Origin of the sequence: Pedobacter zeae (assembly GCF_014196715.1) — a bacterium.
GTDB classification, from domain to species: domain Bacteria; phylum Bacteroidota; class Bacteroidia; order Sphingobacteriales; family Sphingobacteriaceae; genus Pedobacter; species Pedobacter zeae.
The window spans coordinates 168,872-185,580 of the sequence record NZ_JACIEF010000001.1; the positions used below are offsets into that span (position 1 = coordinate 168,872).

The window sequence follows — 16,709 nt, forward strand, 5'->3', positions numbered from 1 at the left end:
GTTTTTACTTTTGTGTCAGATGGTAACATCAGACACCACCGATAATCCACCTATTTATATTTGCCACGGAAACACGGATGAGCACGGAGAATTCCATAGAAAAACGGGCTGGTGTTAACTAAACCCGACCGGAAACGTTACCCCGATTGAAGTATAATTTAACTTATTAACCCACAGCTATTGGCAACTACGTTTTTACTTTTGTGTCAGATGGTAACATCAGACACCACCGATAATCACCTATTTATATTTGCCACGGAGGCACGGATTAACACGGAGAATTCCATAGAAAAACGGGCTGGTGTTAACTAAACCCGACCGGCAGCGTTACCCCGATTGAAGTGTAATTTAACTTATTAATCCACAGCTATTGGCAACTACGTTTTTACTTTTGTGTCAGATGGTAACATCAGACACCACCGATAATCACCTATTTATATTTGCCATGGAAACACGGATGAACACGGAGAATTCCATAGAAAAACGGGCTGTTGTTAACTAAACCCGACCGGCAGCGTTACCCCGACGAAGTGTAATTTAACTTATTGAACATTTATCGGGGTTAAGCCAAGGGCGGGACGGGTAGAACCGAAGCACCACAGGAATTGCTTTTCTAAAAAGAATAAAAAAAATTATGACATGAGATGGCTTCGGCTCGCGCTTATCCAGCCTCGCAATGACGATTCGTGATGAAAAATTAATTCAGAAAACGTCAGACGAGGTTCTTCAAACCATCAAAAATACTTTCGAAAAAGGTAGAAAGATTTAGCCCGTTGCTATGGTTAAAATAAACAAATACTAAAAATACGATTACTACAAATATGATGAGCTTGCGGAAAGCAAATGCGATAATGATCAGCACGATGGGGATAATAAAAAGCCATAGGCTATTTATTGCATATGGACTTAAATCGCTATCTTTTTTATAAACATACACGAGCTTGCTATGTGTACCTGAGTCGTTTTGATGCTTAATATAAACGAAGGTAGATTTATCGATGGGTAAGGGTAGTACGGCAATGCCATCGTTAAACTTTAAGATCTGTGTAAAACCGCTTACACTAAAGGTATAGGTTCCGTTAATATTTTCGTTGGGGTTGTTTAGCGAATCGGCGGCTATAATGGCTAACTTATTGTTTTTAAGCAAATTTTCCTTTACCAGAAAATTATTAATGCCTGCGGTTTGGGCCGAGCCTGAAAAACCGATTAAACATAACGATAACAAGATTAAGATTCGTTTCATTCGATAGAACGTTTATTGTAAATTAAATAACCGATATGCAATAATACACCATTTCTTTTAACTGCATCATTATATAAATTATAACTTAAACTTACGGGACCGAGCGGCGAATGGTAAACTAAACCCGCAGTACCTGCGTAACGTAATTTTGTAATGGCTTTGGCATAATCTACATCCTGGAAATTATTCAGCTCAAACTCTTTATGGGGTAAAAATAAATAACCTTCCAGTCTAAAATCGAGATTTTTTTTAACATTATAAATGTTTTTTATTCCACCGGAGGCGTAAGTAGTTGCCCTAAACTTATCCAGAAACAGTGAGCGGCTATCTTGCAGGGGATAGAAGGCCGGAGCAGTTAAAAGCGTTGCATAATAGTTGCTAAATAACGGTTGATTGGAGATAACGCCTTCCACAATATAACCCAAAGTATATTTTTTATAGTGTAGAAAGTAATTTTCCTGGGTGAGTTTGATGCTGCCCCACTGGTGTAGCCGGCTACTGCCCGGAACCTTCACAAAACCCGGGGTATTCCTGAAAATATTGCCGGGATTATAATTTTCGCGACCAGTGGTATAACTAAAGCTTAACGAAAAGCTTTGGCCGTTGGTGGCATATTGTTTTCGGTTCAGCGAATTTTTTTCCAGGTTTAAAGAACCCCTGTAACCGTTAAAAATGGTTTGATCGAGCAAATCACCCACAGCGAAGGTGTTGTTGGGGCTGTAACGGTCGTTATTGTTGATGAATGTAGAGTGCAGAACAATTTTGGTGTTGTAATTTAGGGGCATGCCCATCATGAGATCGATCTTCCGGTCTGATTGCTCAATGTAAATAGGACGCGGGTTTTCAATAAATATCTGGCTGGTATTATAGAAATTCCAGTGATTATACGTTAACTCGGCCGCCAGAAATAAAGGCAGCCTGGTTGGGTAATCTACCCGGCCATTTACCTGTACCGATTCGTAAAAACGGCCGGAATAAAAGCTTGTTCCAAACGTGTAGGATTTCCTGTTGAGGTAATTGTATTGGGCGGCTAAAAAAACATTGCTGATGGGCCTTGTAGAGATATTGCCCCCTAATTCGAGTTTGAAACTCTTTTTAGGCTGGGCCACCACTTCAAAAGTATAACTGTCTGTTGCCGCCTGATAAGAAATTTTTGGATATACTGTTTCAAAAGTCTGGTCGGCAACCAGCTTGTAATACCCACGTTTAATATCCTCCAGGTTAAAAGTAACTTTATCGCTTTTAAAAAGACGTTCCACATATTTTTTCTGCTGGTTGTTTACGCCGGTTACCATAATGCTGCTGAATTTTAGATCAGGTTTTTTAGCATTAAATTTTTCCCTTTTTTTAGCGAGTTCATCATCGCTCACCCTTTTGCTGATCAGGGCTTTGATCCTGGGCATATCGGCCATCGTGGCATCATATCCCTTTTTGATCAGTTCTGATACAGGTGCAAAATTGGTAACACTGTAGCCCGTCAGGTCGGGTTGGATGTATACCCCGTTTTTGCCGATCATGGTCGAATCTGATTTAGACAAGAACATGTATACCAAAAAACGGTTCATTAACCGGTCGTCGATATTTTTAGGGTATTCGTTGTAGGTTTTGGAAGAAACATTGGCACCGATCACCACATCTGGTTTAAATTCTCTTTCCATGATATCGGCAGGGAAATTATTGTACAGTCCGCCGTCAAAAACATATTTTCCGTCCAGTTTGATTGGGCGGTAGATGATCGGAACCGTCATGGTTGCCCTTACTGCCTCGGCTAAATTTCCCTTGCTTACTGCAATACTTTTTTGGGAGAGCACATCTGCAACCATACAGCGATAAGGGACGAAAAGATGGTCGAAATTATCTTTAGAAACGGCAGATGCCTGGGCAAAAAGTTCTAAAAAAGCAAAATTTAAAGGAATATCGTTTATGAGATTGGAGCGGAAACTAAAATGGAAACCCGTATCAATGGCTACCTTTGCCGTCAGCATTGAGGCATTTGGTGCATTTTTTTGAAAATAATAGGTGTAATCGCTGGTATAGCGCCCATTTACCCAATTTTGAAAATCGTTACTGAGCGCTATTTTTTCAATCTGTTCAGGGCTATACCCTGCGGCATACATGGCCCCAACAATACCCCCCATAGATGTACCTGTAATGTAATCAATCGGGATGTGGTTTTCTTCTAAAGCCTTTAAGGTACCGATATGGGCCAATCCTTTGGCGCCCCCACCGCTAAAAACAAGACCAACCTTTTGTGCCTGCAACCGGTTACAGCACAGAACGAAAAGGATCAGCAAAAATCGTTTAAAAGTTACCACTCCTAAAAATAAGGGTTTTTCTTTTAATATCAGTTCAATATGAAAATGTTATAATTTAAAAATGCGGCAAAACCAACCCACAAGATGTATGGGATAAACAGGAGGCCTGCCCATTTATTGATTTTATAAAACGTAAGTGCATTAAGGATGATTATGGCCAGCAGTAATATGATTTCGGCCAGGGCAAAACCTATCTCATGCAGATAAAAGAAAATGAACGACCAGCAAAGGTTTAAAATTAACTGGATAAGGTAGATGGCAACGGTGCGCGGGAAATGAACAATTTTATCGCGCCGGGTCCAAACCAGGTAAGCCGCAATGCCGATTAATATATAAAGCGTAGTCCAAACGGGCGCAAAAAGCCAGTTAGGGGGATTAAATGAAGGTTTTTGGAGTGTTGGATACCAGGTTCTGACCGATTGGGCCGTAGCCCATCCGCCCAGGGCACCAACGCCCAGCGTAATGGCTATATTAATAATAAAAGCTAGCGGTTTAAATTTCATATGGCAAATTTGAGGTTTAAACACAGGTATACCCTAAAATGTTTTTACCTGCCTATGCCCGGAACAACAGGCAGGCTTTCGTTGTCTTCGTTTCCAATGCTTTGTACGGCAAACAAATAATTGTCTTTACTGTAAGGTAACCTGAGTTCGGTGGCAGTGGTGAAGAATTTCTTTTCCCAAACCGGGCTGCTGGTTTCGCGCAGGAGTACATAGTAGCCTTTTACTGTACCATTTACAGGCACTTTCCAATATAAATAAGTAGAATTGCTCAAGTTTTTAACATCTACTTTTACGTCGGTGGGCGCCGACGGGGCTTTTGCCAGGTTAGCCAAAACAGCAATATTTACAGCGGTATTTTTACGCAGGTATTCGAAATCCATGAATTCCTGCAGGTCGCCATATTTAATGCCTTTTTCGGTTCTGAGGTCCTGGTGCTGGTGATCGAAGTTCTCGTTCATTTCGGTAATGCGAACCGCTGTAAAACCGTTTTCTACAAATGGGGTGTGGTCGCCGCCGCGAAGAAACCTGTCGTTTCTGTAAATCAGCTTAACTTCCAGCTGATCGACATAACGTTCACCTATTTCTTTAACATACCGTGCCAACTGACGGCTTTTTCCATCATTTTCCAAACCAAACTGGCGGATGCTTTTTGCATTTTTATCCAGCTCGAAAGCGGGTAACCCCTCACTGAATACGCGTAAACGGGTATTATCGATGATCTGGGTTTCGCTGCTATTGTTGCTGCCGATCATGTCATTGTTTAACATGGCATCTACATTCCAGTTTTCTTTTTTTGCTTTTGAGGCCATAAAACCAGAGCCCAGTAAAGACTGTTCTTCGCCGCTTACCGCTACAAAAATTACAGTTGCCGGAAATTTATACTGGCTCATTATCCTTGCGGCCTCCATTACGCCGGCAACACCACTGCCATCATCATTGGCACCGGGTGCATCGCTGGTTCTGTTCATCACATCGGTAACACGGCTATCGAGGTGGCCGCTCACCACATATACACGTTTATCGCTGGCATCGGTGCCTTTAAGTACGGCTACGGCATTGCCCAAAAGTGTAGGTTGGTCTACTCTTTTACCATCAGGTTTAAAAGTGGCAGTATCTAAATAGGCGGTTAACCTGCCATTGCTTTGTCTGGCAAACTGGTTAAACTTGCCAAGCACCCAATTTCTGGCGGCTCCGATCCCTTTCGTTTTACTTTTAATATCGCTAAGTGTATTTCTTGTTCCGAAAGAAACCAGTTTACTGATATATGATTTTAGCGAATCCTGGTTTACGGCTTTAACCATTTTATCGATATCGGGGTTCCGGTTCACCACAACCTGGGCCTGCAGCGATAAACTTACGGTAACAAAAAGTAGCGGGAGGTAGATTTTTTTCATCTGTCGGTTTTTTCAGAAATGAAGATTTTATTTAAAACGAATATATTGATTGATTCCTGGAATATGGGCCACTAAAAGTGGAACTCTTGTAACATTTTGGGCATAAAAAAAGCCCCCTGATTACTACCAGGGGGCTGTATGGTTTGGTTTAGTAATTATTTTGCAACGGTTGAAGCAATTTCCTGAGTTTTGCTCCAGTTACCAAAAGCTTTTTTAGCGGAAGCTTTAGCGGCATTTAATTCCACATCTCCTGCAATGGTTAAAAAAGTTTTTTCAGGAGAAATCTGGCTATAAAAATCTTTAACATCGGCAAGGGTTAATGCATTGATCGAGTTTTCATTTACCGTTTGGTCAAAATCGTAGTCCTGCAATTTAATGCTGGCCATTAATTTGGCTTTCGCCAGGTTAAAGGTTTTTTGATCGATGGTAGCATTCTGGATTAAAGAAGCCATTTCAATTAAATCTTTTTCAAGATCGGCATTGGCGGTAGCCAGTTTGCCACTGTTATCTTTAAAACTGATGTTTGCGTTTTTACGTACATTTTCGTTTAAAACGGCATTTAACAACTCCACTACACCATCTTTTTTATCGCTGAATGCTTTAGCATCCAAGGTAAAACTTGAGTATGCCTTTGGCGACCTATCATTTTCAGAAATGATAATGTTCATGCCGTTTTTAAGTTTATAGCCTACCGGCTCTTTAAAATTTTGAGCTTTTGCATTATAAACAGAAAGGATACTTAATGCAGCAAATGCAATTGTTTTAATTTTGTTCATTTTGTTTTTTTGTTCTTTTTTGATTGATGATTTCAAACTAAGTGTCAAAAATCTACTTCTGTGATGTCTAATTGACTATTTTTTAGTCTCTGGGAAGGTAAATTACCTAGACGAAAGGAATGCGTATATTTTAAAAAACGAAGTAATTTTTTTGCAAATATAGATATTATTCATTTTGTTCATTATTCATTTTGAAAATATTTTCACGTTATTCCCGGTTGGAGTGGTAATGTAATCAGATAGTAATGAATTGTTTATAAGGGATAGGGCGTGTAACTGCCACCAGTCTAAGAATTAATTTTGCAGGCCGGTCCGGGCATTAAAGGTTATTGCTGAAGACTGATATTCTATCGCAACTTAGCTATTCACCGCATACACCTGCTAAGTTTGAGATTGATATGCCCTGATATGAAGTTAATTGAAAAGGATCCAGAGAAAAGACCATATGCTGACCTGCCGGCAAGCTGTTGACAGGAAGGAGATCAGAACCAATGATGGATATGCAGGGCAGAGTAATTGATTGTGGCGAACTGCGAATAGGATGATGCAGTACAGGCGTTTCAGGCCAACGGCCTGTACTTTTTGTTTGTTATTGGATTTTAATGATCAATACTTGAAAATTTTCCGGAAGCGTAAAGCTGTTCAGTTGCTGATTTTAAACTGATATCTTCGATAAAATCTTTTATTTCCCTTATGGTTTCTTCGGGTGCGCTGATGTGCGGAAAGTGGCCGGTAGCTTTCATTGCCACCAAAAAATTCTTTGGTGTATTTTCATGGATAAATTCGCCGGCTGATAAGGGAGCCATGATATCGTCCGAACTTTGCAGGGTTAAACTGGGCACTTCGAGGTTTTTTAATTGGTCTCTATAATCGGCTTTAAAGGTAGCCATAGCAAAAGCCAGCGCCACGCTGGGGTCGGTAGCTTCAAAGCATTCCTGTAAAAAATCAGTCAGTTCAGGCTTTAATGGATTATCCATCACCGCAGGCGCCAATTGCTTGCTCCAGGCTATATAATCATCGGCAATATGCTCAAATATGGTTTCAATATCTTCGGTGTTGAATCCGCCGATATAATCGCGATCATTTAAATATCTTGGCGACGGACCAATAAAAATTAATTTTTTAAATGCAGCCGGTATTTGTAAGGCGGCAATCATGCCGATCATGCTGCTTACCGAGTGGCCGATAAAAATAACTTCAGAAAGTTCGAGCGCCTCGATGATGTCGATTACATCGCATGCATAACCTTCTAAAGTAGCATACTTATGTTTATCATATTGACTCAGGTCTGAATCACCTGATCCAACGTAATCGAATAATATAACTTTGTAGTCTTGCAGAAAAGCATCTGTTATAAATTTCCAGGAACTTTGTGCGCAGCCGAAGCCGTGAGCAAATACAATTACCTGGCTACCTTCGCCAAGGATTTTAACGTTATTTCTGATGAGTATAGGGTGCACAATGTTTAGTTTAAATCAACATTAAGTTAAGTAATGATATTTGTTTTTGGAAAAAAAATAAATAATGAATAAAATGCTTAAAAACAGCAAACATTTTATGTTCTGCACTTAATTATTATCTTCATATATCTTTACTAAAACGATTAAGCTGTATGAGGAGTTTTATTTTTGCATTATTGATAATATGCGTTCCGGCATTTAATGCGCAAAGCCAGGTAAACCTAAAAGCGTTTAAGGCTAATGGTGCTACTGTTTCTTCCGGTCAAAAAGAACTTGTGCTTACCTGGCCGGTTGGTAAAGGAGCAGTAGGCAGAATGATTCTCGACCTTAATCGTAACCAACCATTGTTTAAAAGTTTGTGGTTAGGAAAGCAGGGTGCCTTAAAAGAAGTTGCTGCTCATCTCGATCCTGCATTTGTGCTAAGAATAGGTAAACGTACCTTAAGTCAGAACAGTGGGGGCTGGGATGTTTTTTTCGACAGGGTTCCGACCAGGCCTTATACCACAAATCTTATAAACTTCGAAAAGGGTAATGCAAGTGTTTCTACGCAGGGTTCGCAAACGGTTGTAAGAATATCAGGCATGCAATGCGAAACATTTAGCGGCGCTTTAGAAATCACACTTTATAATGGAAGCCCTTTATTTAATGTTGCGGCTGTGGTATCTACCCCAAGAGATTCGACTGCTATTTTATATGATGCCGGCTTAACAAGTAAAAAAGATGTCTGGGCAAACATATCGTGGTCTGACGTAAAGGGAAATCTTCAGACGGAAAAGGGAGTTAAAACAGATCCGGCTAAAAACCTGGAGGTAAAATACCGGACGGTTATCGGCGAAAATAATGGCGCAAGTTTGGCGGTCTTTCCAGCGCCGCACCAATACTTTTATCCTTTAGATGAAGCTTTTAACCTTAAATTTACCTGGAAGGGTAGTAACTATTTAAACTTAATCCCCGACTTTGGTATAGGTATCAGGCAGGATCCGTTGGGTGATAAGCGTTATGTGCCCTGGTTTAATGCACCACCCCATACCCAACAGCGCCTTAATTTTTTCTGTTTGTTAAGTGACGGCAGTGCAAATACAGCTTTAGAAGAAGTTAAAAAGTTTACACATCAGGATACTTATGTGCCTTTGGCAGGTTATAAAACAATGGCTAGCCATTTCCACAATGAATTTATTTCGGATGTGGTACTGAGCGGAAAACCTGTTCCGGAAAAGCCTGAATTTGTGGAGGTATTAAAAAAGGCAGGTTTGAATATTGTTAAGCTTGCCGAGTTTCATGGTCCCGGACATCCTAAAGGACCGGATTCGATACGTTTAAAAGAATTAGATGCCTTGTTTAAACAAACCAAAAGGTTATCTGATCCTGATTTCTTACTGTTACCCGGAGAAGAGGCTAATAATTTTTATGGAGGCCATTGGCTCGCATTTTTTCCGAAACCTGTTTATTGGGTGATGTCGAGAAAAAGTGATCTGCCTTTCGAAACCAACGACCCGAAATATGGTAAGGTTTACCGCATAAACGATAAAGCAGAAATGCTTAGACTATTGGAACAGGAGCAAGGCTTAGCCTGGACTGCCCATGCCCGGACAAAAGCCTCAACAGGTTATCCTGACCAATATAGAGAAGAAGATTTTTTTAAATCAGAGACGTTTATGGGCGCCGCCTGGAAAGCTATTCCGGGCGATCTTTCCCTGCCAACCTTAAGTAAAAGGGTATTGAACTTAATGGACGATATGGCCAATTGGGGACTGAAAAAACATGTTATTTCTGAAGCCGACATCTTTACCATTACTGAGCAAAATGAAATGTACGCGCATTTAAATGTGAATTATTTGCAGATGGATACGTTGCCAAACTATGCAGATGGTTGGAAACCTGTTTTAGACGTAATGCGGGAAGGCAAATTTTTTGTTTCTACCGGAGAGGTGTTGATTCCAAAGTTTAACATTAATGGAAAAGGTGCCGGAGAAACATTAAAGATTGATCATAGCGGAAAAGCAAAGATCAATATGCAACTCAACTGGACATTTCCCTTAAGCTTTGTCGAAATTGTATCGGGTGATGGCGCAAAGGTATATCGTAATCGCATTAATTTAAATACTACCCAGGCTTTTGGGAAAAGAGATTACAGTTGGCCTGTAAATTTAAAAGGCCGTAAGTGGGTTAGGGTAGAGGCCTGGGACGTTGCAACCAATGGTGCTTTTACGCAAATGGTTTGGTTGGAATAGTGGTTTTTCATTATTCGCGGTGTGATCCTGAGGGATAATTTATTTTATATGCGTCATTTTTAAACCTCCTAATGGCGAGATAAAAAAAGGTAATGGAATATAAACCCGCCAACAACCCAGCGCATATTGCAGATGGTGTAATACCAAAATCGTGATTTTTAGGAAAAGAGAAGTGTAAGGCGAGCATCAGTGCAAATACGATCATGATGCTGTACAGGCCATTTAAGCCAGCTTTTTTCAGAATAAAAGGATAGCCGGTAATTTTTATCTCTTCGTTGTAATTGATGGCTCCGGTATGTTGGAGTTCTTTTATTTTCTTCAAAATATCGAGCGTGATCATAAAGGGAAGCAGTAGGGACATGGGTAGTAAAAAGCGGGCCAGATTCTGCTCGCCGCTAAACAGGTATACCGAATTTTGTGCTTTAAAAGCAAAATAGGGTACTACCGTATTCAATACTGTATTTGGAACGAGGTGTATGAGCAGATTTTTACGCACAAACTTTCGCCAGTTCGATACTTTTGCCTCCTCATTATATTCCGCTTGATCAGGCATTGGCCAATTCGTTTAAATTTTCCTTAATGAGTTCCATTACGCGGTCTTTGATCTGCCAGGCTTCAAACTCCCTCAAAAAAGATTCGTTCGACATGAAAGAGAAATCCAGTTGTTGGTTAAAGGTGCTGCACACTAAAGTATTGGCATTTTTCCATGGAAAAGCTACAGTAGGGCTATATATGGTTTCTATAGAAAAATCCTGGTAGTTTTTCGGTACGTTTAAAAGGCCCATGTTGCTTAGGGTAACATCGTGGGTACCTTTTGTGGTTTTTAAAAAGCCGATCATTTTATTTACCGATGAATGAAAATATTCACTCATGCTTAACAGGTCGTAAACCTTCATTTCGCCGATTTTTGCTTCCAAATCGGTTTTTAAAGCCCGCGCCTTTGTCCAAAAGCTATTTTCAGCCTGATCGAGTTTAAGCTCCACTATTGGGGCAAAGGCAAACATCGTATCTTGTTTAATGGCCGCTACGAAGCGCCTGATATCAACCGGACAGATAACCTTGCCATGGGCTTTAGTGCCTTGTATGTGTTTAAAAGCCTCCATAAAGGCTACACAGATTGCTGCATGTACGGTTGTGTTTTCTTCTTTGCACTTTAATAACAGTTTTTGGGTATCTTCCTGGCTCATTTTCCAGTGAACGGCATAATTACTCCGGTCTACATGCTTGTTGGAAGTAGATTTAAAAAAGAAAAACAAACGGCCCAGGGCGGCAAAAATCTTTCCTTTAAAATGACCGGTTTTGGTAATGGAAAAATTTTCGGGCAGCAGGTCATTTACGGATGAAAACGACGGATAAGGAGTGAGTTCCTGCTTGGGATTATCAATTAACGTGATCAGCTCGCGCATCAGGTTTAATATGGTGGTACCGTCGCAGATGCAATGCGGAAGTACGAGCAAAAGATCGGATGCTGTTTCGCCTTTTAGCCAGACCAACCTTGCCAAAGGCTCATGTTGGGCATCAAACAGCTTGTACCATTCGGCTTTTGATTGTATTAACCAATCCTGATCAGTAGAACGACCGGTAATCCTGACCGGGATTTTACCGATGTTTTCGTTCAGTACAAAGTAGGGTATTTTGCCGGTGGCATCGATATTCATCTGCAACAGCGGGTGTTTCTGCTGGATTTTCAACAATGCCTGATGCAGGTTTTCTTCCCTGATAGTACCTAATATTTTAGCGCCAAACACGCAGTTTAATGGTGTTTTGGCATCCACATGCATAATCCGTTCTCCTAAAATTAATCTTCTTTTCATGCGGTTGCGCTTAAAATTTCAACAGGTTGCCCTACCTGGGCCTTAAGGATTGCGATCAGCTTTTCTTTAATGGCTTCGGCTTCTGCATAGGGTACGTATCCTTCGCTGGCTACAAAAGTGAAATCCATCTGGTTACGGTACGTGGAGACGATCATGGTAGTGGTATTGCCCAATGGTCCCATTACAGACGGACTAAATATGCTTTCGACCTCAAAATGCCGGTATTGATGAGGGATGTCGATTTTACCCAGATTAGAAAACATGCAGTCGTTGCTTGATTTGCCGTATTTTAAGAAATTGGTGAAGTTTTGAAGTGCCGGGTGACAAGCCTCCATCATCATCATTAAACTGTAGGGATTGAGTTTGGCCGATTTATCGTTTACCTCTTTTTGTAAGGCTTTCACATTTTCCAGGAAATCTTTTTGTGGCAATAATGAAAGTACAATCATTAAACCAAAGGCAAAAATGTGGTCTTTTTTAATAATCGGATTAAAGTTCCTGATATCAACAGGAAGCGATATTTTGTTAAAGGCTTTTTCTTTTCTTACTGCTTTAAATGCGGTCAGAACGGCAGCGCTAAGCAATGTATTTACGGTGAACTGATTGTTTTTGCAAAAGAGGATAATCTCTTTTGTTAATTCCTGGTCGAATCTCCAATGAAGCATAAAATCTTTTTTACGCTCAACGGCTACTTTTTTGACCGGGATCATCCAAAGGGCTAACGTAGCAATTTTCCCTATTAAACCGTTTTTGGTACGGTTGCGGTAGCTGTTCAGTACCTTTGCAGGGATTACATCTTTTATGCCCATAATCGGCATTTCCCTGCCAATATCGGCATCCGGATCATCTAAAAGTTGAAGCAGTTCGGTTAAAATTGAAAGCGCGGCAGTACCATCGCAAAGGCAGTGATGATAAACCATCAGGATTTCGGAAACATTTTCTCCTCTTAGCCAGGTCATGCGGCAAAGCGGTGCAGTTGTGGCATCGAAAACCGTTTTCCATTCATGAGTAGATTCCTGCTCCCAATGTTCATCGTTTAAACGATCCACTATACGGATGGGGATTACGAACGTTTCGGTAAGATTGGCTACAAACCAGGGCTTTTTGTTTTCATCAAAACGTATGGCTGCGGTTAGCCAGGGGTGTTTCTTCTGGATTTTAAATAAAGCAAACCTTAAATCCGCTTCTTTTATTTTTCCCCTGATTTTGAAGGGTATAACAATGTTAAACGGACTTTTGCCATCTCCAAATAACATCCGCTCACCAAATAGCAGTTTTCTTTTCATTTTTTTTATTGTAATGCGTTCCGTCATCTCGAGCGGAGTGTAACGCAGTCGAGAGATCTGTTTAGATAGGTCTCTCTCCCGACTTAACCTCGGGACTGCACTTCAGTCGAAATGACGGTTGCCGGAATGGCTATTACCTCCCAGGCTTGTTAATTTTTGATCGTCCCGTCATCCTTTATTTCAGGATCTTAATAACAGGCAAGATGCTGAAGCGAGCTCAGCATGACGACCGCTCTTCGCAATCTAGGCAAAAGGGCCATCAAGATTGACAACTCTGTGAACCTCAGCAAAATCTTCGAGCAATTGTACCGCTTTATCATTGCCACCGGCTTCGATAAAAGTTTCTCTTATTCTTTGTGCGGCCTGGCGGTATTTCGGATTTTCCAAAAGCTCAAAAACGGTCTCTCTTAATTCGCTGGTGCGTAAACGCTTGTACCGGATGCTGATGCCACAGCCTGCCTGTTCAATTAGTTTAGCTGTATGAAAATGGTCATAAGCAATTGGGGTAATCAACATGGGTAAACCATTGGTAAAGGTGTCGTTTACGGTATTAAAACCGCCATGACAAATTACGGCATCCATATGTGGCATTAATTCTGATTGTGGCACAAAACCATTCACAATAAAATTATCCGGCCAATGTTCGAAAATATCAGGATTGGTTGCCGCTACAATAGTTACAGGCTGGTTTTCGAAAGCAGTTATCAATTTTTGGAAAAATGCCGCACGGATATCTACGAGTAAAGTACCTAATGAAACAAATATTTTAGGAGTGGTCACCTTACTCAAACGTTCCCAATCAAAGGGTGCTAAATTTGGCCTGCCTTTTACCGGGCCAACAAAATGCATGTGCGGTGGCTTTTCTTCAAAACCGGCAAAGGCCTGAGAAGTGAAAACCATGTTCAGCTCATGCGAGTGGATGTGTATATCGTCACTGTAAATGCCTACTTCCCTTTGTAAACCTTTGATCAGGTTTTGTTGCCATTCGAATATTTTGGGTGCACTGTTAGCGGTATCGCCCATTACATCTGGCGGAACGGGTGTAGTGGTTACCGACGGAATGCCTTTTATATAAGCACTTAATGCACCGGCAAAAGTAATGCAGTCGTTAATAATAACGTCGGGTTTCCAGGCATCAACAAAGTTGTTCAGTCCTTTCATCATCATTTTGGCAAAAGGCACATAAGTCTCTTCGAGGGCGAGTTTCATTACTTCCGGACCGGAACATGCCGGGCCATCATCCTGGCGTTTTAAAATGCGTTGTATTTCGTCGGCATACTCGGCCAGGTCTTCTTCAGGATAAATGAATTCGCCTCCTTCAGGTAAATGCACCCTGGCCAGTGGGGTGATGCCGAGCCATTTTACTTCATGGCCACGGGCCAATAAACTTGCACCAATACTTAATGTTGGGCTGATATGACCAAAAAAAGGCGGAACAACGAAAAGGAATTTTGACATAAGGTTATTGGTTAAGTGATGAGTACAGTTGAGGTTCTGTTGCTTAAAGTTTCCAGTAAATCGGCGGCACTTTCTGTTCCGCCTGCTTCAATAAAGGATTGTTTAATTTGCTCTGCAGCCAATTTATAACTGTCGTTCTGCAGCACTTTGTTTACCGCTTCTTTCAGGTGATCGGCTTTAAAACGGTTAAAGTTTAAGCGTTCTCCGGCACCAACCCTGAAAACCCTTCCGGCAACATGGCTTTGGTCATAAGCAATCGGGATGACCACCATTGGCAGTCCGTTCATTAAAGTTTCACAAACGGTATTATGTCCGCCATGGCAAACTACGGCATCAAGGTGTGGTAATAGTTCTAATTGCGGTACCTGGCGCTGTACGGTAAAATTAGCTGGCCATTCTTCGAACAAAGCAGGATCGGAAACCACCACCACATGCAGGTCTTCGTTTTCAAAAGCCTCGATTACCTTGGCAAAAAAGGCTTTTTTATGTTCATGATCGAAGGTGGTACCAATGCTCACCAATATTTTAGGTTTGCTGGTATGAAAGGCTTCCCACCGAAAAGGAATGGCGGTTTTACGGCGGTTAAAAACAGGGCCTACAAATTTAAAATGCTCCGGTAAGTCCATCTCTCCGAAAAAATCGCGCGAGGTAAACACCAGAGTGGCCAGCTCAGAGCAGGCAATAGAACCCGCGGCGCTTATACCGAATTCTTTTTGCAGTGCAACAATCTGATTTACTTCCCATTCGTGCACTTTAGGCAGTTCATCCATTACTTTAATCGCTGCGGGAGCGGTAACTGAAGTAACATAAGGGTAGTTTTTGTTACTGGCCGCTATGGCACCGGCAAACATCTGATGATCGGTAATTACCAGGTCGGGCTTAAACTGATCCAGCAGATCTGCAATGCCTTCGTAGCTGTGTCTGTTAAGCGGGATTAATACTTCCTCGTACAGAAACTTAATGCTATCAATACCGTACACAATTTTTTTGCTAATGATATCGAGGTACTTTTCGGAATCTTTTTTCTGCTGATCGCTTTGGTCGTAACGGATCACAAGCAGTTCTCCACCAGCAGGAAGCCTATCGCCTAACGATTGATCTAACGTAATCCACCCTACACGGTGGCCTCTTTCCAATAATGCTGCCCCCATGCTCAAAGTTGGGTTAATGTGGCCGGTTAGGGGAGGAACTACAAATACGAATTTTGCCATCTGTGTTTAATTTATTTTTCCTGGAAGAAGTTTAATAATGCTTCAGCAATAACCAATGGTTGCTGGATCGGGATATTATGATCACCCGGGACAGCGGATAAGGAGGCGTTTTCGATCAGCCCTTCCAAGTGTTTTCCTGCGTTTAAACAATTGGAATCGGTGCCATACAACAATAATGCAGGCTTTTTTATGGTTTCGATTGCAGGGCTGCCAAAAAAGTCTTTTTCGAATTCCATATCGGTTTTAATCGAGGTCTGATAAAACAGGTATTCGTACATGCGGTGGTTGCGCTCCATCTGTCTTTTACCCATTTTTACTTTTGTAGTATCTGTGAAATTTTCAACGTAATGCTCTAAAAACTCTCGGCTGTATTCATCAATAATCCCCCTTGTTTTATCGTCATTCGGATCCGGTGCTTCAATTACGGCCAGTTTGTTGATGCGTTCGGGAAAGCGTATGGCCATTTTTAAAGCAATTAATCCACCGAAACTGTATCCGCCTAAATGTACCTTTTGCAGCTTTAACGCCTCTAAAAGTGCAAGCAGGTCGTTGGTCATGCTGGTGAGGTCGTAACCTGTTAGTGCCTTTTCACTCATGCCATGGCTTTTCAGGTCGTAAAGTACCACGTGATATTTTGTAGCCAATAGCGGTGCGATGTTAAAATAATAGACAGACAGGTTACTGAACATCCCATGCACAAGGACGATGGTTTCAGCAGCTTCTTTGTTAAGCTCCTGAATATGGACCGATCTGCCGTTTACCGTTACTACTGGCATTCTTCGATATAAGAGATGATCATGCCCAGGTTTAAGTTGATCAGCTGATCTAAATCCATCGAAGATAACCAGCCTGTAAAATCGATCTGATCGCCAAAATGTGCTTTAATTTTTTCAGAGAATGATACAATTTCAATGCTGTCCATTTCCAGGTCCTTGGTGAAAGAACTTTCAGGGGTGATATCCATTTCTTCCACAAATTCTTCACCGATTACTTCAGTGATAAATTGTTTCATGAGGTT

General features: G+C 41.3%; 14 protein-coding genes. 1 reads left to right on the top strand and 13 read right to left on the bottom strand.

Translation table 11 applies throughout. The features are described 5' to 3' along the window. Positions 1-712 precede the first annotated feature (712 nt). The 6 genes from GGQ60_RS00715 to GGQ60_RS00740 form a co-directional block, all read right to left on the bottom strand. Positions 713-1,243, bottom strand: coding sequence for a hypothetical protein (locus tag GGQ60_RS00715; protein ID WP_183759481.1), 531 nt, complete (start codon positions 1,241-1,243; stop codon positions 713-715). Continuing rightward, complete coding sequence (locus GGQ60_RS00720) at positions 1,240-3,537, bottom strand: patatin-like phospholipase family protein (RefSeq protein ID WP_221235848.1); 2,298 nt, start codon at positions 3,535-3,537, stop codon at positions 1,240-1,242. Before GGQ60_RS00720 ends, GGQ60_RS00715 begins: the two co-directional genes overlap by 4 nt. Before the next feature lie 50 nt (positions 3,538-3,587). Beyond that, positions 3,588-4,061, bottom strand: coding sequence for a TspO/MBR family protein (locus GGQ60_RS00725; RefSeq protein WP_183759482.1), 474 nt, complete (start codon positions 4,059-4,061; stop codon positions 3,588-3,590). Positions 4,062-4,105: 44 nt separating this feature from the next. Beyond that, positions 4,106-5,455 (bottom strand): M28 family metallopeptidase, encoded by a 1,350-nt coding sequence (locus GGQ60_RS00730; protein WP_183759483.1) that lies wholly within the window; start codon positions 5,453-5,455, stop codon positions 4,106-4,108. A gap of 155 nt (positions 5,456-5,610) precedes the next feature. After that, positions 5,611-6,231, bottom strand: coding sequence for a peptidase M16 family protein (locus GGQ60_RS00735; protein ID WP_183759484.1), 621 nt, complete (start codon positions 6,229-6,231; stop codon positions 5,611-5,613). A gap of 599 nt (positions 6,232-6,830) precedes the next feature. Continuing rightward, positions 6,831-7,691, bottom strand: a complete 861-nt coding sequence (locus tag GGQ60_RS00740; RefSeq protein ID WP_183759485.1) for an alpha/beta fold hydrolase — start codon at positions 7,689-7,691, stop codon at positions 6,831-6,833. Positions 7,692-7,843: 152 nt separating this feature from the next. On the opposite strand from GGQ60_RS00740, the gene GGQ60_RS00745 reads away from it, so the two are divergent. Then, positions 7,844-9,922: a CehA/McbA family metallohydrolase domain-containing protein gene (locus tag GGQ60_RS00745; RefSeq protein ID WP_183759486.1), complete on the top strand. Its 2,079-nt coding sequence runs from the start codon at positions 7,844-7,846 to the stop codon at positions 9,920-9,922. Positions 9,923-9,932: 10 nt separating this feature from the next. Here GGQ60_RS00745 and GGQ60_RS00750 read toward each other — a convergent pair whose 3' ends face one another. The 7 genes from GGQ60_RS00750 to GGQ60_RS00780 form a co-directional block, all read right to left on the bottom strand. Next, entirely contained in the window at positions 9,933-10,475 is a 543-nt protein-coding gene (locus tag GGQ60_RS00750; protein WP_183759487.1) for a hypothetical protein, read from the bottom strand. After that, complete coding sequence (locus GGQ60_RS00755; RefSeq protein WP_183759488.1) at positions 10,468-11,736, bottom strand: condensation domain-containing protein; 1,269 nt, start codon at positions 11,734-11,736, stop codon at positions 10,468-10,470. Before GGQ60_RS00755 ends, GGQ60_RS00750 begins: the two co-directional genes overlap by 8 nt. Next, positions 11,733-13,022, bottom strand: a complete 1,290-nt coding sequence (locus GGQ60_RS00760; RefSeq protein ID WP_183759489.1) for a condensation domain-containing protein — start codon at positions 13,020-13,022, stop codon at positions 11,733-11,735. The genes GGQ60_RS00755 and GGQ60_RS00760 overlap by 4 nt, the downstream gene beginning before the upstream one ends. A gap of 243 nt (positions 13,023-13,265) precedes the next feature. Beyond that, entirely contained in the window at positions 13,266-14,480 is a 1,215-nt protein-coding gene (locus tag GGQ60_RS00765; RefSeq protein WP_183759490.1) for a glycosyltransferase, read from the bottom strand. An 11-nt stretch (positions 14,481-14,491) separates the two neighbouring features. After that, positions 14,492-15,691 (bottom strand): glycosyltransferase, encoded by a 1,200-nt coding sequence (locus GGQ60_RS00770; RefSeq protein WP_183759491.1) that lies wholly within the window; start codon positions 15,689-15,691, stop codon positions 14,492-14,494. 11 nt (positions 15,692-15,702) lie between these two features. Beyond that, entirely contained in the window at positions 15,703-16,467 is a 765-nt protein-coding gene (locus GGQ60_RS00775; protein ID WP_183759492.1) for an alpha/beta fold hydrolase, read from the bottom strand. Then, positions 16,458-16,703 carry a phosphopantetheine-binding protein gene (locus GGQ60_RS00780; protein ID WP_229685057.1) on the bottom strand — a complete coding sequence of 82 codons (246 nt, stop codon included), beginning with the start codon at positions 16,701-16,703 and terminating at the stop codon, positions 16,458-16,460. The genes GGQ60_RS00775 and GGQ60_RS00780 overlap by 10 nt, the downstream gene beginning before the upstream one ends. Positions 16,704-16,709: the final 6 nt, after the last annotated feature.